Origin of the sequence: Pseudomonas syringae KCTC 12500 (genome assembly GCF_000507185.2) — a bacterium.
In the GTDB taxonomy this organism is placed as follows: domain Bacteria; phylum Pseudomonadota; class Gammaproteobacteria; order Pseudomonadales; family Pseudomonadaceae; genus Aquipseudomonas; species Aquipseudomonas syringae.
This window is the reverse complement of record NZ_AYTM02000002.1, coordinates 5833729-5852774: the sequence shown is the minus strand read 5'-3', so window position 1 is coordinate 5852774 and position 19046 is coordinate 5833729. Positions and strand designations below refer to the sequence as shown.

The 19046-nt window shown below is 57.4% G+C and carries 18 protein-coding genes, 1 tRNA gene and 1 pseudogene; 14 read left to right on the top strand and 6 right to left on the bottom strand.

The features are described 5' to 3' along the window. Nucleotides 1-15: 15 nt before the first annotated feature. From V476_RS25635 to V476_RS25620, 4 genes are read left to right on the top strand one after another with little or no spacing between them, the layout of a single operon-like run. Nucleotides 16-1020, top strand: coding sequence for a sugar ABC transporter substrate-binding protein (locus tag V476_RS25635; protein ID WP_024960695.1), 1005 nt, complete (start codon nt 16-18; stop codon nt 1018-1020). Nucleotides 1021-1035: 15 nt separating this feature from the next. After that, a complete protein-coding gene (locus tag V476_RS25630) occupies nt 1036-2607 on the top strand; it encodes a sugar ABC transporter ATP-binding protein (protein WP_024960694.1) in 1572 nt (523 codons plus the stop codon). Beyond that, nucleotides 2594-3598, top strand: coding sequence for an ABC transporter permease (locus V476_RS25625; RefSeq protein WP_024960693.1), 1005 nt, complete (start codon nt 2594-2596; stop codon nt 3596-3598). The genes V476_RS25630 and V476_RS25625 overlap by 14 nt, the downstream gene beginning before the upstream one ends. Beyond that, complete coding sequence (locus tag V476_RS25620; protein ID WP_024960692.1) at nt 3595-4581, top strand: ABC transporter permease; 987 nt, start codon at nt 3595-3597, stop codon at nt 4579-4581. Before V476_RS25625 ends, V476_RS25620 begins: the two co-directional genes overlap by 4 nt. Before the next feature lie 7 nt (nt 4582-4588). Here the strand turns inward: V476_RS25620 and V476_RS25615 are convergent, their stop codons facing one another. After that, nucleotides 4589-5827: an acyl-CoA dehydrogenase family protein gene (locus tag V476_RS25615; protein WP_024960691.1), complete on the bottom strand. Its 1239-nt coding sequence runs from the start codon at nt 5825-5827 to the stop codon at nt 4589-4591. 197 nt (nt 5828-6024) lie between these two features. Further along, nucleotides 6025-6255 carry a hypothetical protein gene (locus V476_RS29030; RefSeq protein ID WP_032629464.1) on the bottom strand — a complete coding sequence of 77 codons (231 nt, stop codon included), beginning with the start codon at nt 6253-6255 and terminating at the stop codon, nt 6025-6027. Here V476_RS29030 and V476_RS25605 point away from each other — a divergent pair. The 3 genes from V476_RS25605 to V476_RS25595 are packed head-to-tail and all read left to right on the top strand — an operon-like array spanning nt 6254 to nt 9329. Then, the gene (locus tag V476_RS25605; protein ID WP_024960690.1) at nt 6254-7468 is read left to right on the top strand and encodes an SfnB family sulfur acquisition oxidoreductase; all 1215 of its coding nucleotides are present in this window, start codon (nt 6254-6256) and stop codon (nt 7466-7468) included. The two genes, V476_RS29030 and V476_RS25605, sit on opposite strands and share 2 nt — an antisense overlap. A 15-nt stretch (nt 7469-7483) precedes the next feature. Then, entirely contained in the window at nt 7484-7924 is a 441-nt protein-coding gene (locus V476_RS25600) for an acyl-CoA dehydrogenase (protein WP_004417568.1), read from the top strand. Nucleotides 7925-7928: 4 nt separating this feature from the next. Beyond that, complete coding sequence (locus tag V476_RS25595) at nt 7929-9329, top strand: LLM class flavin-dependent oxidoreductase (RefSeq protein ID WP_024960689.1); 1401 nt, start codon at nt 7929-7931, stop codon at nt 9327-9329. A 173-nt stretch (nt 9330-9502) separates the two neighbouring features. Here the strand turns inward: V476_RS25595 and V476_RS28415 are convergent. Further along, nucleotides 9503-9596 (bottom strand): annotated as a pseudogene (locus V476_RS28415) (two-component system response regulator BaeR); the annotation flags it as partial. 171 nt (nt 9597-9767) lie between these two features. Between V476_RS28415 and V476_RS25590 the strand changes: the two are divergent. The 3 genes from V476_RS25590 (at nt 9768) to V476_RS25580 (ending at nt 12321) form a co-directional block, all read left to right on the top strand. Further along, nucleotides 9768-11507, top strand: a complete 1740-nt coding sequence (locus V476_RS25590) for a tannase/feruloyl esterase family alpha/beta hydrolase (RefSeq protein WP_024960688.1) — start codon at nt 9768-9770, stop codon at nt 11505-11507. 200 nt (nt 11508-11707) lie between these two features. Next, a tRNA-Cys gene (locus V476_RS25585) sits at nt 11708-11781 on the top strand. A 249-nt stretch (nt 11782-12030) separates the two neighbouring features. After that, on the top strand, nt 12031-12321 hold the full coding sequence (locus V476_RS25580; RefSeq protein ID WP_003314807.1) for a hypothetical protein: 291 nt from the start codon (nt 12031-12033) through the stop codon (nt 12319-12321). Nucleotides 12322-12473: 152 nt separating this feature from the next. Here the strand turns inward: V476_RS25580 and V476_RS25575 are convergent, their stop codons facing one another. Next, nucleotides 12474-12851: a YceK/YidQ family lipoprotein gene (locus V476_RS25575; protein WP_024960687.1), complete on the bottom strand. Its 378-nt coding sequence runs from the start codon at nt 12849-12851 to the stop codon at nt 12474-12476. A gap of 179 nt (nt 12852-13030) precedes the next feature. Here V476_RS25575 and V476_RS25570 point away from each other — a divergent pair, with 179 nt between their 5' ends. The 4 genes from V476_RS25570 to V476_RS25555 all read left to right on the top strand — a co-directional run bounded on the left by V476_RS25570 (nt 13031) and on the right by V476_RS25555 (nt 16224). Then, on the top strand, nt 13031-13669 hold the full coding sequence (locus V476_RS25570; protein WP_024960686.1) for an isochorismatase family protein: 639 nt from the start codon (nt 13031-13033) through the stop codon (nt 13667-13669). 227 nt (nt 13670-13896) lie between these two features. After that, entirely contained in the window at nt 13897-14910 is a 1014-nt protein-coding gene (locus V476_RS25565) for an isopenicillin N synthase family dioxygenase (protein ID WP_024960685.1), read from the top strand. Nucleotide 14911: 1 nt separating this feature from the next. Continuing rightward, on the top strand, nt 14912-15298 hold the full coding sequence (locus tag V476_RS25560) for a VOC family protein (protein ID WP_024960684.1): 387 nt from the start codon (nt 14912-14914) through the stop codon (nt 15296-15298). A 149-nt stretch (nt 15299-15447) separates the two neighbouring features. Next, a complete protein-coding gene (locus V476_RS25555) occupies nt 15448-16224 on the top strand; it encodes a lytic polysaccharide monooxygenase auxiliary activity family 9 protein (protein WP_024960683.1) in 777 nt (258 codons plus the stop codon). A gap of 158 nt (nt 16225-16382) precedes the next feature. On the opposite strand, the gene V476_RS25550 is transcribed toward V476_RS25555, so the two are convergent. Together V476_RS25550 and V476_RS25545 are read right to left on the bottom strand one after the other, a co-directional pair. Beyond that, nucleotides 16383-17414: a methionine synthase gene (locus V476_RS25550; protein ID WP_024960682.1), complete on the bottom strand. Its 1032-nt coding sequence runs from the start codon at nt 17412-17414 to the stop codon at nt 16383-16385. A 27-nt stretch (nt 17415-17441) separates the two neighbouring features. Further along, nucleotides 17442-18425, bottom strand: coding sequence for a DUF1852 domain-containing protein (locus V476_RS25545; protein WP_024960681.1), 984 nt, complete (start codon nt 18423-18425; stop codon nt 17442-17444). Nucleotides 18426-19046 lie beyond the last annotated feature (621 nt).

Genomic DNA, 19046 nt, shown 5'->3' with positions numbered 1-19046 from the left:
AGCGGAGCCACCCGAATGCCTGATGTCGTCCCGATCCCCAAGACCAACCGCCTGCATGCAATAGGGCGCACTCTGGTGCTGACCCTGTTGGCCACCAGCCTCGTCGCAACCGCGTATGCCGAGGACAGCGATGTGCCTTCGCTGGCCGGTAAACGCATTGCGATCAGCATGACCGGCACCAGTCACTACTTCGATATCAAGGCTTTTCAGGCGCAGGTGGATGAGGTCAAGCGCCTGGGCGGCACGCCCATCACGCTCGATGCCGGTCGCAACGACAAGAACCTGGTCAATCAATTGCAGACCGTGGTCACGCAAAAGCCCGATGCGGTGATTCAGACCCTCGGCACCCTCAGCGTTATCGACCCGTGGCTCAAGCGCATCAGCAAGGCGGGGATTCCGCTGTTCACCATCGACGCGCCCTCGCAATACAGCCTCAACAACACCACGTCCGACAACGTGGCCACTGGCAAGGCATTGGCCGGGCAACTGATCAAGGACGCAGGTGGCCAGGGTAATGTGCTGGTGTTCAATGGCTTTTATGGCGTGCCGGTCTGCGCCATTCGTTATGACCAGCTCAAGTTGGCACTCAAGGATCATCCGCAGCTGAAAATCATCGAGCCCGAGTTGCGCGATGTCATTCCCAACACGGTTCAGGACGCCTACTCGCAAGTCTCGGCGTTGCTCAACAAGTACCCCAAAGGCAGTGTTTCGGCGATCTGGGCCGCCTGGGACATCCCGCAACTGGGCGCCAGCAAGGCACTGATCGATGCCGGCAGAACCGAAATCAAGACCTACGGCGTCGACGGCACGCCGGAAGTGCTCGAGCTGATGCGCCGCGAAGATTCGCCGGTGGGTGCTGTGGTTGCCCAGCAGCCTGCATTGATCGGCAAAACCGCGGTGCAGAACGTCGCCCGTTACCTGGCCGGACAGCACGATCTGCCAAAGGAGACCCAGGTGCCCACCTTGCTGACCACGGCCGCCAATCTGCCGGACGTGCAAAAGCTCAGAGGCGACAACTGACGCGGGAGATCGATCATGGGATCAGCGATTACAGACGTTGCGGCGTTGCCACCAGCCTTGCACTTGAAGGGTATCAGCAAGCGCTTTGGCGCCACCCAGGCGCTGGACGGCGTCAACCTGCGAGTCGAGGCCGGAACGATTCACGGGCTGGTGGGTGAAAACGGGGCGGGCAAGTCGACCCTGATCAAGGTCCTCGCCGGTATTCATCGCGCCGATGCCGGCCGCTTGAGTATTCATGGCCAGCCGTTCGAGAGTTTCACGCCGCGTCAGGTCGAAGCCGCAGGCGTGCATTTCATTCATCAGGAGCGATTGCTGCCGGGCAGCTTCAGCGTCGGCGAGGCACTGTTTTTCGGGCAGGAAATCAAGCGTGGGCCCTTCGTCGATCGCCGCGCCCAAGAGCGTGAGGCGGCAAGACTTCTGGACGATTACTTTGCCATACGCCTGCCCGCCGGGGCGCTGGTACGCGATCTGGACAGCGCCCAACGACAGATACTGCAGATCACTCGCGCGTTGCTGGCCAGGCCGAAGGTGCTGGTGTTCGACGAGCCGAGTGTGTCACTGGTCAAGCAGGAGGTGGACCGCTTGCTGGACATCGTTCGCCGCCTGCGCGATGAAGGGCTGACCATTGTCTACATTTCCCACTACTTGCAAGAGATCGAATCGCTGTGTGATCAGGTAACCGTGTTGCGTAACGGCCGCGATGTGGCGGTGGTCGATCCGGCACTCACCAGCACTGCGCAGATCGCCCGGCTGATGGTCAATCGGGAGGTAGGCGAGCAATATTTTCGTGCCCGTACATCACCCGGCACGCCCGTGCTGCAACTGCGCGGGCTGGGGGCAGGGCGCTTTTACGACGGCGTTGACCTGAGCGTGCGGCGTGGCGAAGTGCTGGGCCTGACCGGTCTGGTCGGCTCGGGTGCCAAGGAGCTGCTCAAGAGCCTGTTCGGGCTGCTCAAGCCGGATCGCGGCGAATTGCTCTTGAACGGTCAGCCTTTGCAATTGAAATCACCGCGTGACGCGGTACGCCATGGCATCGCACTGGTCCCCGAGGAGCGCCGCACGCATGGCGTGGCACCGGCGCTTTCGGTGCTGGAGAACATCACGCTGGCCAGCCTGGGGCGCTTCAGCCGCTGGGGATTGCTCGACGCTGCGGCGCAAGCCGGGGAAAGCCAACACCTGATCGACGAACTGGCAATCAAGACCTCAGGCCATGATGCGCCGGTGCACGCGCTCAGCGGTGGCAACCAGCAGAAGGTTGCGCTGGGCAAGTGGCTGAGCCGCCATTCGACGTTATACCTGCTGGACGAGCCCAGCGTTGGCGTCGACATCGGCGCCAAGGTGGAGATCTACCGATTGATTGCCCGGCTTGCCGAGGGCGGCGCGGCGGTGCTGGTGCTGTCGTCGGACTTGCCGGAGCTGATCGGCATCACTCAGCGCATTGTGGTCCTGCACAGAGGACGCATTGCAGGCGAATTCGATTCATTGAGCACCGACAGCGACCAACTGCTGGCCTGCGCCACGGGCGCCAGTGAAAGCGACCATGACAGCCAATCACTCCCTGCGGAGGCCCATTATGTCCGCGCTTGATCTATCCGTTGCGCAGGCTGGCGATCCAGCGCAACGCTGGCTCGTGCAGCTGGCTCAGCGAGGTTCGTTGCTGGTGTTTCTGGCGATTTTGCTCGGCTTTGCCGTCAGTGCGCCGAACTTTATCAGCCTCGGCAACATCAGCAATGTGTTCGCCCAGTCAGCAACCCTCGGCATACTCGCGCTGGGGCTGACCTGCGTGGTTATCGGTGGTGGTTCCAATGTGGTCAGCGGCGGCCTGGACCTGTCGCTGGCGGCCAATCTCGGTCTGTGTGCGGCCGTCTACAGCAGCCTGAACAATGCCGGGTTCTATGCTTGGCAAGCGATTGGCCTGACGCTCGGCTGCGGCCTGCTGGTCGGCGCGTTCAACGGCCTGGCGGTGGTGTTTCTACGCTTGCCGCCGTTACTGGCGACCCTGGCGAGCATGAACCTGATTGCCGGCCTGGAGCTGGTGCTGACCCAGAACACTGTGCTGGCGACCGACTCGGCCTTGCTCGACAGCCTGGCGTCCGGCGTCTGGCTGGGCATTCCCGCGCTGGCCTGGGTACTGCTGGGTGTCGCTGCGGTGTTGTGGCTGGTGATTCAGCACAGCGCGTTTGGTCTGCGTCTGTACGCCATTGGCGAATACCCGCAAGCCGCCGAGGCTGCCGGGTTGAATCTGCGGCGCTATGTGTTTGCCAGTTACCTGATTGCCGGCGGATGCGCCGCCATTGCTGCGTTCTGTTCCGCAGCGTTTTTCAGCGGCAGCACGACCGGTTCCGGTGACATGTTGCTGTCAGTGGTGGCCATCGCTTTTCTCGGCGTGGTGTTCTCGCGGCGTCTGACCGCGAACATTCCCGGCACCCTGTTGGCGACGCTGCTCCTGGGCTTTTTGATCAACGGTTTTCAATTGCTGAACATTTCCAGCTTCTGGGTCAACGGCGTGCAAGGTGTGTTGATTCTGTTGGTGGTGGCATTTTCCGGGGCATTCGGCCGCCGGGAGGGTGAACAATGAGTACGCTGACCCTGAGTACCTCCTCGACGCTGGTCAAGGTGCTGCCGCGCCTTTTGCCAGCGGTCCTGCCGCTGTTGGTGTCGGTCATCCTGCTGTTTTTCGCGATCAATGCGCCGGGCTTTCTGAGTTGGGGCAACCTGTCGAGCCTGGTGCTGAACAACTTCGTGTTGCTGGCCATCGTCGCAATCGGCATGACCTGGGCCGTTGCGGCTGGCGGTATCGATCTGTCGGTGGGAACGGCGCTGGACTTTGCCAGCCTCGGTTTCGTCGTCACCCTGAATGGCGGTCATGGCCTGGGCGCGGCCATTGCGGTGGCCCTGCTGGCGGGGGGCATCGCCGGGGCGTTCAACGCGATGCTGATCGCCGGGCTGCGCATTTCGCCGTTCCTGGCGACGCTGGGTACGCTGTTTATCGGCACCAGCGTGCAACAGTTGTTGTCCGACGGTGGCCAGCCGATCTATATCGCTCAGGGCGCGTTACCGGGCATCAGCGCTGTGTTGATCCTCGGCGTGCCGTTGCCGTTGTTGGTGGTAGGGTTGCTGGCAGGGCTTTACGGGCTGATTCTGGCGCGTGGCCGTCTGGGACGGGAAATCCTTGCGCTGGGCACGCAGCCGCAACTGGCGTATTACTCGGGCCTGCCCACGCGACGCATTGCCGTGCAGGTGTTTTTCGCCAGCGCGCTGGCCTGTGCGGTGGCGGGTATCCTGCTCAGCTCGACGGTCAACGCCTACGTGCCGATGTCAGGCAACGCTTACCTGATCAATGCCATCGGCGCGGTGTTCATCGGTACGACGCTCAGTCGTCAAGGGCGTCCGAATATTCCGGGCACACTTTTGGGTGTGCTCTTCATCAACGTGATCGCCAACGGCCTGTTGCTGATCGGCTGGAACTTCTATTGGCAGCAGGTTGCGACCGGGGCGCTGATCTTTCTGGTGCTGGCGTTCAGTTTTACCAGTCGCCACCTGCTGCGTAACGCGGCGTGAGTGCTCTTTACGCGTTGCCTTTACCGCTGCCGATCTGCCAGACAAACGGCGGCTCGGTGCCGTTGATGCGCCAGTCACCGACAATGCGCGCCTTGTAGATCAGCGGATTGTGCGATGCCGCTGTGCGCGCATTACGCCAGTGGCGATCCAGCGCCTTGTTGACGCTGACACCTGAAGCGCCCAATGCATTGAACAGTTCGCTTGCAGCGCGCAGCACCAGTTCCGAGACGATCACCTGGGCCTTGGCGGTCTCGATTTCGGCGGCGATATTGGCGTCTTTTTCCCGCTGTGAGTCATTGCCAAAGCGTGCCACGTACGCACGCTGCAATGGCTCGGCGGAGCGCAACGTTGCGGCCTCTGCGGCGTAAACCTGAGCGGCGATCTGACCGACCACTTGCTGCACTTGCGAGTCCTGGCTGACGCTCCCGGCGTTGCCATGGCTGAAGACGCGTTTGCGATCGCGCACTTCCTGAGCGATGTCGCGTTCGACAGCTCGACCAATACCGGCCAGCACCGCCAGCAGCACCAATTGATAAAACGCCGTCTGGTATTTGAAGCGTTGCTCGAACGGTATGACGTGTGTGGCCGGCAGCGGTACATTGTCGTAGACCGAGGTGCCGCTGCCGGTGGTGCGCTGGCCGAACCCGTCCCAGTCGTCACTGTGGCGCACACCGGCATGCCTGGCGTCGACGACCGCGATCACGTCGGCACCGGTATCGGAGCGCTGGGCATAGACGTCGATCCAGTCGGCAAAGATGCTGCCGGTGCTGTAGAACTTAGTGCCGCTGAGCACGAAACCATCGCCTTGCGGGCTGACCTTGGTAATCACGTCGCCGATTTTCACCGCGCCGACTTCGGTCCAGCCGTTACCCACCAGATCCCCGGCGACAAAGCGCGCAAACCACTGGTCACGGTCCGCACCGGGTGGTGCATTCAGGCGGTCTTCGACGAAAGCGAAGTGCGCGCGCAGGGCTTGCGGAATATTCGAGTCGGCTTCGGCCAGCTCGATCAGCAGTTGAAACAGCTGGCTGATCGATGCACCCGCACCGCCATATTCGACGGGCACACGCACAGCGCCGAAACCGGCTTTCTGCAGCCAGGCAATCGCTTCATGGGGCAGGGCGCGGGCTTTTTCGCGTTCGACGCTGCCAGCGCCGATCTCACGGAAGATCGGGCGAAATCGGTTGGCCAGGGTTTCGTAATCGGTCCCCAGCGAGAGTGGGTTTGAGCCGGTTGTTTGAGTCATGCAGTACTCCTGAGCGCGAAGAGATCGGCACACGGGCCGGTGGAAGGTTCGCAGGACTCTCTGCATGCTTTATGCCTGAATATAACTAATTGATTTTAATAGCTTATTTTTGGTGAGATGTTTTTCTTGTTGGTCAGCCAACAGTGGCATGAGCGCTGGCTGGCAAACCCCATCGCGTCGTCAGCCACGTCGGCAGCTCATGAGCCCTGAAATACCTGTGTCTGCGCTGGATGCGCTGCGAGTGCGCCGCTGTTCGGCCAGCAACAGCGTTTGAACATTTTGCGCTGCAGGGTGCGGCCATTCATGAGCGTTGCTTCGCAACTTACTGCTTTTAAAGGGAAATATTTTTCGGCACGGGCTGTGCAATGTTCAGGGTCAAGCGTGTTGAGTGTTTTCAACCTGTCGCCAACGAGCAGGAGCCTGTCCATGAGTTTTCCTTCCTCCCTTTCAACTGCCGCACCTCCCGCAGCGCATGTCATTGGCTCGGACGCCGAAGCCCTTGAAGTGGCCAGAGCATTGGCCGGTCGCTTTGCTGAAGAAGCTTCAGTGCGTGATCGCGAACGGCGTCTGCCAGTCGCCGAGCTGGATGAGTTCTCCGCCAGCGGCCTTTGGGCTATTACCGTACCCAAGGCCTATGGCGGTGCGGGCGTTTCCTATGTCACCGTCGCGGAAGTGATCAAGCTTGTTTCTGCCGCTGACCCTTCACTCGGGCAAATCCCGCAGAACCATCTGGGCGTGCTCGACATTCTCTTGCAGACCGGCACCGAGGAGCAGAAGCGCCACTACTTCGGCAAGGCGCTGGCCGGCTACCGCTTTGGCAATGCGTTCTCGGAGTCGAAAAGCAAGAACGCCGGCGCCTTCCAGACCCGGATTCGATTCGATGGCGAGCACGCAGTGCTGGATGGCGAAAAGTTCTACTGCACCGGCGCACTGTTCGCGCACATCGTGCCGGTTTCAGGCGTCAACGAGCAGAATCAGGTGTTCATCGCTTTCGTCGAGCGCGACAATCCGGGGCTGACCATCATCGATAACTGGGACGGTTTCGGTCAGCGCACCACGGCCAGCGGCGGGGCGGTGTTGAAGGCCGTTCGCGTACCCTCGAGTGCGGTGATCCCGGCGCATCGCGCTTTCGACGAACCGACTGCCCATGGGCCGATTTCGCAGATCATTCAGGCCGCGGTGGATACCGGCATTGCTCACGGCGCGTTCGAGGAAACCCTGAAGCACGCCCGGTTGGCCCGGCCATGGATCGACAGCAAGCAGGATTTCGGCTGGCAGGACCCGTTCAGCATTGCTGCCATCGGCGACTTGCAGTGGCGGCTGCACGGCACCGACGCGATCCTCGCCAAGGCCGGGCAGGCCATCGACCATGCCCTGGCCGAACCCAGCGAAGCCAGCGTCGCACAGGCCTCGGTAATCGTCGCCCAGGCCAAGGTGCTGTCGGCGCAGATTGCCTTGCTCGCCAGCACCCAGCTGTTCGAACTGGCCGGCACCCGCTCGGTGCTCGGCAAACTCAATCTGGATCGTTACTGGCGCAACGCGCGGACCCACACGCTGCATGACCCGGCGCGCTGGAAATACCACCTGATCGGCAATCAGGCGCTCAACGGTATCGCGCCGCCACGTCACGCCTGGAACTGATCGAGGAGTACGCCCATGACACATCCCGCTATTACCGCACAACTGGCGGTTGCTACCGAAGACCTTGATCAGGCGCGCCAGGGCCTGCAACACACACTCGACTACCTGCGTGAGCACGGTCGGCCGTGGTCGCTCAGTGGTCTGCAGCGCATCGTCGATGACCCCTATGTGATCAGCAAGGTCGGGGATCTGCAGATTCGTCTGGACGTCGCCGCCGCGCTGCTGGAACGCGCCCGGCGGCAGGACGGTTCTGCCGAACAACGCCTGATCGCCAGCAGCGAGGCGGTCATTGCCAGCGCCGATGCTTTGCAGGCGGTGGGCAATATTCAGTACGAATTGACCGGGCAGCGCCCGTCATTGCCAGCCCCAACCGGCCGTGAACCGCTGCGCTGGCACTATCAGGTTATCGGCAATCAACGCCTCAATGGCGTGGTTCCGCCGCAGCTTCAGGAGTAAGTGTATGTCCCGCCAAATCCGCCTCAACGCGTTTGACATGAACTGCGTCGGCCATCAATCGCCGGGCCTCTGGGCGCATCCGCGTGATCGCTCCTGGCAGTACAAGGACCTCGAATACTGGACCGATCTGGCGAAAATTCTCGAGCGCGGCAAGTTCGATGGTTTGTTCATTGCCGATGTGCTGGGTATTTACGACGTCTATCGCGGCAACGGCGAGGCGGCGATTCGCCAGGCCACTCAGGTGCCGGTCAATGACCCGTTGCAGCTCATCCCGCCCATGGCGCTGGTGACTGAACACCTGGGCTTCGGCCTGACCGCGTCGCTGTCGTTCGAACATCCCTATCCGTTTGCCCGTCGCCTGTCGACGCTGGATCACCTGACCAAGGGGCGCGCAGGCTGGAATATCGTCACCTCGTATCTGGAAAGCGGCGCGAAGAACCTGGGCCAGAAAACCCTCACCGAACACGACGCGCGCTACGACTACGCGGAGGAGTATCTGGAGGTGTGTTACAAACTCTGGGAAGGCAGCTGGGAAGACGGCGCAATTCTGCGTGACCGGGAGCGCCGGGTATTCAGTGATCCCACCAAAATCCACGAGATTCGCCATGTCGGCAAACACTTCCAGGTGCCTGGCATCCACTTGTGCGAGCCGTCGCCGCAACGCACGCCTGTGCTCTATCAGGCCGGCGCTTCAAGCCGCGGCAAGCAGTTCGCCGCCGAGCACGCCGAATGCGTTTTCGTTGCAGCCCCCTCGAAAGTCCTGCTGAAAAAGACCGTGGCCGATATCCGCCGGCGCACTGCAGAGGCTGGTCGTGACCCGTCCAAGGTGCTGATTTTCAATTTGCAGACGGTGATCCTCGGCGAGACGGATGCCAAGGCCAAGGCCAAATTCGAAGAATACAAAAGCTGGGTCAGTTATGAGGGCGCGATGGCTTTGATTTCCGGCTGGACCGGCATCGACTTCAGCCAGTTCAAGCCCGACGAACCCCTGCGCCACGTTCACACCAATGCCATTCAGTCGGCCGTCGAGACTTTTTCCACGGCAGACCCGAACACGATATGGACGCCGCAGGCACTGGCCGATTGGGTCGGCATCGGTGGCTTCGGCCCGCTGTTTGTCGGCAGTCCGGAAACCGTGGCTGATCTGCTGCAGGAGTGGGTTGAAGAAACAGACGTCGACGGGTTCAACCTGGCGTACGCGCTGACCCACGAAACCTTCATTGACGTGGTCGAACTGTTGGTGCCGGAGCTTCAGAAACGCGGCGTCTACAAGACCGAATACGCCAATGGCACGTTGCGCGAAAAGCTGTTTGGCGATGGCCCGCGCCTGGAAGCAGGTCATCCGGGTGCTGTCTTCCGTGACCTTGCTGCGCTGCATCGCAACCGGCAAACGGAGACTGCGTGAACGCGTGACACATAGGGTCACGACAGGCATTCCCACTGGAGCGTGGGAAACGAGAATTCTCCAGATCACTATTGTGCCCACTCCGCGTGGGCATGCCTTTCTGGACGCTCCGCGTCCGATGTTGAGTGCTCGGAACGGTATGGATGCGTGATGCGCGCTCAGCACAGTGACGGTCACAACTCCAGCTTATAGCCCACCCCCATACAGCGATTGGATCGGGTCTTGACCCGGGCAGGCCTGTTCCTGTCTGCGGCTCAGGTTGCCAACAGATGCAGTGCTGTCGGGGCTCTTCCAGCGTGGCACCGTCCAACGAGGCTTTGGTGATTTTTTCTACTAGCCTTTGAATAATCGTCAGGCTTAAACGTTTTACCCTTACGCGCAGTGCGGCCATTTGCAGGTTCGCACTGTGGTTTTGATCCTTCATGAACAGGAGTTCTCATGAAACCCTCCCAGCCGAAGTACGCCCACGCCTTGTTGCTGCTGGTCACTTCACTCAGCATTCAAACGCCGGCTATGGCCCGTGTGGCATCCTCGGCGACCGCCGACAACGTGGCTCGGCTTGCAGTGGTCAAACCGGTCAGCAGCTGTGCTGCACTGAGCAGCGTGGATCTCAGTGATCTCGGCGGGCAGGGCAATCGTGTGCTGGCGGCCAGTGAGTCGACCCGTGATGGTGTTGCGGTGTGTACTGTGGAAGCCCGGTTGGCTCCGCAGATCAACTTTCGGCTCGAGCTGCCAACCGGCACCTGGGAGCAGCGTTACCTGCAAGTCGGCTGCGGCGGGTTGTGTGGCAACGTCAACTCGACCGTGCGTGCCGCTGATGGCTGCAGATCCCTGAGTGCTGGCGCATTCGCGGTGGCCTCCACCGACATGGGCCATCTGGCGGCAGACGAGCATTTTGGCGATGACCCACAAAAACGCGCCGATTTCGCCCATCGTGGTGTGCACCTCACTGCGCTGGCCTCGAAGAAACTTATCGCCGCATTCTATGGACGCAAAGCGCAATATGCCTACTTCAGTGGCTGCTCGGACGGCGGTCGCGAGGCGTTGGTCGAAGCACAGCGTTACCCGGACGATTTCGACGGCATCATTGCCGGAGCCCCGGCGCTCAACTTCCAAGTGCAGAAAACCCTGTATCACGGCTGGATGGCACGTTCCAACCGCGGCGCGGACGGCAAGCCGATCCTACTCGCTTCACGACTGCCGTTGCTGCACAAGGCAGTACTCGAGCAATGCGATCTGCTGGACGGGCAGATCGATGGCCTTATAGCGGATCCGCGTATCTGTCACTTCGACCCTACCGCGCTGCAATGCAAGGCTTCCGCCGACCCCGCCACGTGCCTGAGCGCAGAGGAGGTGGCCACGGTCAGACGCTTTTACGAAGGCCCGAAGGACGCTGTCAGTGGCGAGCGGCTGACCCTGGGCGGCCCGCAGCCGGGTTCGGAACTGGCTTGGGCCGGCGTGTTCGTGCCGATCAGCGCCGATCAGACTGTGTACAGCGAAAAGGCCGCGCTGGAAGCCATTCGCAATGTTGTGTTCGAGAACAACCCACCAGCAAGTTTCGATTTGAATGCGCTGGACTTCGACAAGAAAACCTTTGACCAGCTACGCCCGCTGCATGCGCTGTACGACGCTACCAATCCCGATCTCTCGCCATTCGCCAGCCGCGGCGGCAAGCTGATTCTCTGGCACGGCTGGGCCGACCCGAACGTCTCACCGCTCAACACCCTGGCGTATCACGAGGCGCTTGAAGCCGAGATGGGCAAAACCCGCACCGAGGCCTTCTCGAGGCTGTACATGCTACCCGGCGTTTATCATTGCGGCGGCGGGGAAGGTCCAAGCCTGGTCGATCTGCTGACGCCGATCATGGCCTGGGTCGAAAAAAGCCGCGCTCCGGATGCCATCGTTGTCCGACAGGCAGGCCCCGACAAGGCCGGCAACAGGCAGAGACCGCTGACACAGTCGCTGCCGGCGTCCATGGTCAAGGAAAACGTGGGCAATCGCGGACGCACCCGCAAGGTCTTCCCGTACCCGTTCATGGCCGAGTACGACCACAAGGGCTACGCGAAAAACGCAAACAGCTACCAGCGCGCCCAGCCGCTGACCACGGAAAAAACACCGCAATGGATGGGCAGCGGGTTCTTCAAACCCTATACGCCTCTGGAACGTCAGGCGCATTAGCGGTTGCATCGGTACAGCGTGGGCGAATTATTTTCTCCTCGTTCTTGACATGGCATGCGAACCAGTACAGAATTGCGTCCATTCCTGAGCGAGGAATTGAAAAAAACCCTTTAGATTCAATGGGTTGGAAGCCAAAGAAATACAGGTTTCCCGCGAAATCAAAATACGTTTGATGTTCAAGTGAAGCATCTTTCGTTTGAGGCCGAGTAGCAAAATGGTTATGCAGCGGATTGCAAATCCGCCTACGCCGGTTCGATTCCGACCTCGGCCTCCACTATTCAAAGCCCCGCAGATTAACGTCTGCGGGGTTTTTTATTGGGCGCAGATTTGTATTTTTCCATCTGATCAGGACAACTCCGGGACACTGAAATCATTCATAGGCACCACGTTTAGCAAGCAAAAGAACTGACTCATACACGTTTGAAAGCTGGCGTGAGTGGCGTGAGTGGTCTATTAATTTGATGTGTGTCTTAACGAGGGTTCAGCCTTGGTCGGTAGAATTTCTGATTCCGAACTTCATGAAATGCGGATTCGCAAGTTGCAGAACGACATCGCCGATTCGGAGCGTCTCGGGATGCCGGTGAAATTCATGCATCTGTCCGCGCTGACGCCCACCAGTCGGGAGCAGCATATCGAACGACATGGCGAGTTGTTCACGGGGCAGCAGATGCTCGATTGGTGGGCAGAGGGAGATAATCGGGTGCGCTGTCGATGCGCATGCACCCCGGTTCTTCTGGACAGGCAAGGCAGGCCAATGACGCCTGACCTGATAGCCAACGCCAAGCAGGCGCTGAAGGCCTTCAAGCTTTCCTGATCTTTCGTCTGATGCTTTTTGCGAAATGGACGTGTTTCGGCAGACCCGATTCTCGACTGTGCTCCCACCATTCAAAAGTCCCGCAGATTAACGTCTGCGTGGTTTTTATCGGGCGCGAGAAAATGAGGGATTCCGAAAGCCGAGTTCAGACGCTATTTAAAACGGCTTGCGTTGATATAGCCGTATTGGTTTTGCTGATAAATCGTGTAAGGCAGGAGCAATGTATCTACGATGCCTGATAAGCCCATGTCCAGTAAAACCCACTCAGGCGCATTGGTCTTCTGATAAGCGCTACTCTGTCTGGGCTCGGCGTTCAGTTCACAGAAATCGAGCATGACCCCGCTGTAAACGCGCGGAATGGAGGAGCAATTTGATTTCCAGTCAGTAAGCTTTTCACCTGCGACGGAATCGGGTCTAAACGTAGTGTTGATCGTTCCGCACCCCGTCAAGGCAAGTGCCAGCAGTAGCATGGCATGGGTTTTCAGATGAAACCTGCCTGACGGTTTTTGCTCTACGAAACTCGGCTTCATAACAACGTTCCTTGTATTTTCGATGCGTTTAGGACGGCAGTTCAGGCGCATGAGGCACATACGTTGTAATGCCGCGTGAACAGTGCACAGTCCTTCCCTGCTGATGCTATGGAGACCTACAGCACGATTATTGCTTGGCAAGACTACCTATCCTGTCAGGCTCAATCGAGGTAAGTCCCATGAGCAAACCCCTTGTCCGCTGGCCGATCGATCCGCGCAGAACGGCGGTCATCGTTGTAGACATGCAAAAGGTATTTTGTGAGCCCAGCGGGGCGTTGTACGTAAAAAGTACTGCGGACATCATCCAGCCTATCCAGAAGCTGCTGCAAACCGCACGGGCTGCGCAGGTGCCGGTGGTTTATCTTCGCCATATCGTGCGCGGCGATGGTTCTGATACCGGGCGCATGCGCGATCTTTATCCGAATGTGGAGCAGATACTGGCACGGCATGATCCGGACGTTGAGGTCATCGAAGCACTCGCGCCCAGGTCGGGTGACGTGATTGTCGACAAGCTGTTTTACAGCGGCTTTCATAACACGGACCTGGACACCGTGCTGCGTGCGCGGGATGTCGACACGATCATCGTCTGTGGTACGGTCACCAATGTGTGTTGTGAAACCACGATCAGGGACGGCGTGCATCGTGAGTACAAAGTCATCGCCCTGAGTGACGCGAATGCTGCGATGGACTACCCGGACGTCGGGTTCGGCGCTGTTTCAGCCGAGGAGGTTCAGCGCATATCGCTGACGACGATTGCCTATGAGTTCGGCGAAGTAACGACGACCGCCGACGTCATCGAGCGTTTTGCAAGCGCCTGAAAACAGCGGGTCGAATGTGCGCAATTCTGGCCCGTTTTTTCATACCTGTGCATTCAAACCATGCGTTCTGTTTCAGACCATTTGATCCGGCTTTAACCGTCGAAACAGCTAACTGCTTGTATGAACGATGAATTCTTCCAGTGGCATGCTTTCTGCTCTTGCCTCGCTGACCTTCACCCTTGTAGGTGAGCCTTTTCGGCAGCGTGTCAGCGAGAGGAAACAGCCGTATGACTCTGCACTATGTGCCCATTATCAACCTGGCCCCTTATTTTTCAGAAGACCCGGACGGCAAGGCTGCCGTAGCCAAGGCAGTCAATCAGGCATGCAGGGACATCGGGTTTCTGGTCATCACCGAGCACCAGATTCCCGGAGAGCTTATCGACAGGGTCTCGCGTTTGACCCGCCAATTCTTTGATTTGCCGCTGGCGGAAAAGCGCAAGGTAGATCGGCCCAGCCCGGAGATGGTGCGGGGTTACAGTGCGGTGGCCGAGGAGAGCCTTTCCTATTCTCTGGAGGAGAGTGCGCCGGGAGATCTCAAGGAGTCTTTCTCCATCGGGCCGAGCGATGTGCCGGATGAAGATTATTATCACAATGCTCAGGCCGGCTCGCACTTCGCACCGAATGTCTGGCCTGCGCAAAACCTGCTGCCCGGATTCAAGGAGACTTATCAGGCCTATTTCGATGCCATGAGCGAGTTGGCTCAATCGTTGATGCGCCTGTTTGCCCTGGCATTGGAACTGGATGAGTGTTTTTTCAATGACAAGATCGACCGGCATATCAGCATGTTCCGCAGCCTGAGTTATCCGGACATCAAGACCGAAGTCGAGGCTGGCCAGTTACGCGCCAGTGCGCATACCGACTACGGCAGTCTGACGATAGTGCGCCCTGATAACGCGCTGGGCGGCTTGCAAGTACGTAATCGTCAAGGTGAGTGGGTCGATGTGCCGTATGTCGAAAATGGTTTTGTGGTCAACATTGGCGATCTGATGATGCAGTGGACCAACGACCAGTGGATTTCCACGCTGCATCGAGTGGTTAACCCGCCGATGACCAGCGAGCAGGACAATCGTCGACAGTCTCTGGTGTTTTTCCACCAACCCAACTACGACACGTTGATTCAATGCCTGCCAGGCTGCCTGCAACCTGGCGCCACACCTCGGCATGCGCCGGTGACATCAGGCGATCATTTGCTGTCCAAGTTCGTCAAGCAGACCACTTTTGGCGGCAGCAAGGTGGCCTGATATGAACTCATTGTCTTACGTCAACGTGTTCGCGCAGGACATCGTCCGCCTGAGCACGTTTTACTCGAACCTGTTCGGCTTTCGCGAAATCGAGGCCATCAGGTCGCCGATCTTTCGTGGACTGGACACAGGCAAGTCCTGCATTGGTTTCAACGCGCTGGATGCTTACGAGTTGCTTGGCCTGGAAGCGTTTGCAGGCAGCAAGGGGTGCAGGTTCTTGCTCAACATCGACGTGTCCGACCAAGCCGAGGTGGACCGACTGGTGCCGCTGGCGGTGGCGCAGGGCGCAATACTGGTCAAGGATCCGTACCTGACCTATTACAACTGGTATCAGGCCGTGCTGCTGGACCCCGAGCAGAATGTCTTTCGCATTAACGTGATGCTCTGAAACGCTAATGCCGAGTATGGAGTGGAGAGCGGGCTGGCTTGTCTAGCTTCCCGCACCCTTGTTTCAGGGTTTTATGGAAAAATCTACTCGCTGAACTGCTAGCTATTCCGTTCATGAAAGCAGGTCTTCAATTGGGTAACAGGCAAGGTATGCCTGATTTAATAATTGAGGACAGGGACATGAGTGAATCTGCTGACGCGCGACCCAAACACGGTATGGTAATCGACCCTGAGTCCCGTGGTTCTTATGCTATATCGCAAGGGCTGTTGCTGGAATGGGAGGTGGTCGCTATGGAAGGAGGCAAAAACTTTCCAGACCCGACATTTGGTCTTGCACACGACTTCCCTGGCATCGATGAGCCTATTAATCTCGATCCGCTTCCGTCGGCGCCGCCGCTGGCTGACCCGCCACAAGACGGGCTCATACTGTGTGGAGGGCAAGGTGATCGGCGGAAACGCTTGAATTACACGGATAGTGAGATCGTTGAAGAAATAAAAATCCTGAAACCGACAACGGAATCCACCGGCTGGCCCCGAAAGCCTGTGAACGGCGGGGAAGAATTTACAGTAACGTGGAATTATCCCGCCAAGCATGTGACACGCGGATATCGATGGTTTATTACCAAGGAAGGCTGGGACGATAGCAAGCGTATTACCCGGGAGTCTTTCAAGGAAAAGAACCATGTCACTGATAAGCACTTCACAGCGGACGGTCAGGACGGGTTGATGTGGAGCGATATCTTGGATTGGAGTCCTTTCGATCAGCACCGTGATGAGCTTCAGCCGAAAGTCATTACAACAGCAAGACTACCTAAAGGTAAGCACGGGCATCATGTCATTCTTCTTGTCTGGATCGTCGCCGAAACCGATAAAGCATTTTATCAGGCGTTTGATGTCGATTTTGATGTGCCCGTGTCTGGAAAATGAGGCGGTAGCTGTGAAGGGCAGGGTGCAAGCGACCAGCGAAGCGTTGGCCATGCGTGTTCTGCATAAGGAATAGATGATCAGAAAGCCCGGCTTCAGCGCCGGGCTTTTTTGTGCAAGCCAGGCCTGAGTATCGCCTACTGACTTGCGTACGTAGCCGATCACTGGCTCAAGAGTTCTTTGCGGACGATGTCTGCCCCTGCACTTAACGCGCGCAGCTTGCCGCTGGCGACATGACGAGGGAGAGGGGCCATTCCGCAGTTGGTGCAGGGATAGAGTTTGTCGGCGTCGACGAATTTAAGCGCTTTCCTTAGCGTGTTGGCGACTTGCTCAGGCGTTTCAATGGCATGGCTTGCCACATCAATGGCTCCTACCATCACTTTCTTGCCTCGAATGAGTTCAAGCAGATCCATAGGGACGTGCGAGTTGTGACATTCCAACGAGATGATGTCGATACTGGAGTTTTGCAGCCTGGGAAAGGCCTCTTCGTACTGTCGCCATTCGGAGCCCAGCGTTTTTTTCCAGTCGGTATTCGCCTTGATGCCGTAGCCATAGCAAATATGCACGGCCGTTTCACATGTAAGCCCTTCAACTGCCCTTTCCAAGGTGGCGACGCCCCAGTCATTCACTTCATCAAAAAACACATTGAATGCAGGCTCATCAAACTGAATAATATCAACCCCGGCAGCCTCTAGCTCTTTGGCCTCCTGGTTGAGGATTTTGGCAAATTCCCAAGCCAGTTTTTCACGATTTTTATAATGAGCATCGTAGAGGGTGTCAATCATCGTCATTGGTCCGGGCAAGGCCCACTTGATAGGCTGCCTGGTTTGCTGGCGTAGAAATCTTGCGTCTTCAACAAAAACTGGTTTTCGGCGAGCGACAGCACCCACCACCGTTGGCACGCTCGCATCATAGCGGTCTCGAATTCTAACGGTCTCGCGCTGTTCAAAATCGACGCCATCGAGATGCTCAATAAATGTAGTTACAAAATGCTGGCGCGTTTGTTCACCGTCGCTGACGATATCAATATTGGCCAGTTGTTGTTCTTGCAGCGACAAACGTAACGCATCCTGCTTACCTTCAACCCGTTCTTCCCCTTGCAATTTCCACGGTGACCAGAGCGTCTCAGGTTGTGCAAGCCAGGACGGTTTAGGCAAGCTGCCAGCAGTGGAGGTGGGCAAAAGTTTTTTCATGAAAAATCAACCTTGGTTTTTAAATGATCAAAGAATGCAGCTTGTGGACCACTGATCCAGAAGGGGCTGATAGGGTTTGATAAAGTGCTCTTCAACAAATTTCCCTTGCTTTATAGCCAGCTGACTTCGCTCCTCGCGGTCGTACACAATGCGGGTCAACGAGTAATCGTTATTTTTCAAGCTAGGCTGATAGATTTTTCCTGCCGTTGAATTTGCGTTATAGATCTCAGGGCGATAAATTTTCTGGAAGGTGTCCATCGTGCTGATGGTGCTAATAAGCTCCAGATTGGTGTAGTCACCCAGCAAATCGTCCGAGAAATAAAACGCCAGAGGCGCAACGCTGTTCGGGGGCATGAAATAGCGAACCTTTAAGCCCATTTTCATGAAATATTCATCCGTCAACGAGTATTCATCCTGCTGGTATTCATACCCTAAAACAGGATGCTGATTCTCGGTCCGGTGGTAGGTCCTGGCGCTCGATACACTCAGGCAGATAACAGGCGGTTTGTCAAAATGCGCTTTGTAGCTGGTTGAATTGACAAAGCTTCTGTAGAGCTTTCCGTGCAGATCTCCGAAATCTTCTGGCGTGCTGAGCCCGGACTGGTTTTTTTTGTGCTCTGGTAATCTCACGCTGAAATCATAGTCTCGCACGTAGGAAGAGAAGTTATTTCCTACCATTCCGTTAATATGCGTATTGGTTTTTCGGTCAATGATCGTTGTCTTCAAAACCTCAATTAACGGAATAGCAGAGTGATCACCTTCAGCATCGATATTCATTTCCGCAGAGACAATGTTCAGCGCCAGCGTATAACGATCGCCTTTAGGGTTGTCCCAGTGCGCCAGGGCATTGAAGCGATTGTCGATCATCTTCAAGGTATTACGTAAATTCTCTCGGCGACTTTTTCCCCTGGCCAGGTTCGCAAAATTAGTCGTGACTCGGGTAGTGTCTGAGGGTGAGTAATTCTCATCAAAACAAGTACACTTGATAGAAAATGTGAATTCTTTTTTCATCTAGGCTTGGCATCCTTCCTTACGAGGCAACGCCCGGATAGGCGTCTTGCCCCTTTTAGCGTTGACTGATGTCTGTGTCTTCGATCAGCAGCCGTTATTCTGCTGAGGGTGAAGAGCTGTAGGGATTTTAGGTCGGTTGCCTACATGAACAAAAACGAATTGATTTCAATAAATCATTAGTCACGCTCATGATTGCCCTAAGGGTATGCAGGTCTCTGGGAGGGGGGATCGGTCAATATTCAGCGTGGTCGATGCTGATGGTGAGTGATTCTCGATGTCTGCATGGACAGACAGATTTTGGCGAGGTCATGGAAAGCACCACAAGTCAGGATGAGGTCTACGGCCCGCGCAATTGATGTATCGATCGCCCAAGCCCAGTCTCACGGCTTGGCTTTTCCATGCCTGCGATTTACTCAGATCCCTCGGGACGTCTGGTTACCAAGTTCAGCGAGGGCCTTATTCGTACCTGTTTTCCCTGTGCAACAGTCGGCTTAGCGTCTTTTACGTATGATGGCGCTTTGATATTGCTCCGGTGTGTGTTAATAAATCCTTTCCGAGGTTTGGAAGGGAGATTCACATGAAACCCGATTCACTTAGGATTAAGCATTTATTGGACCTGCT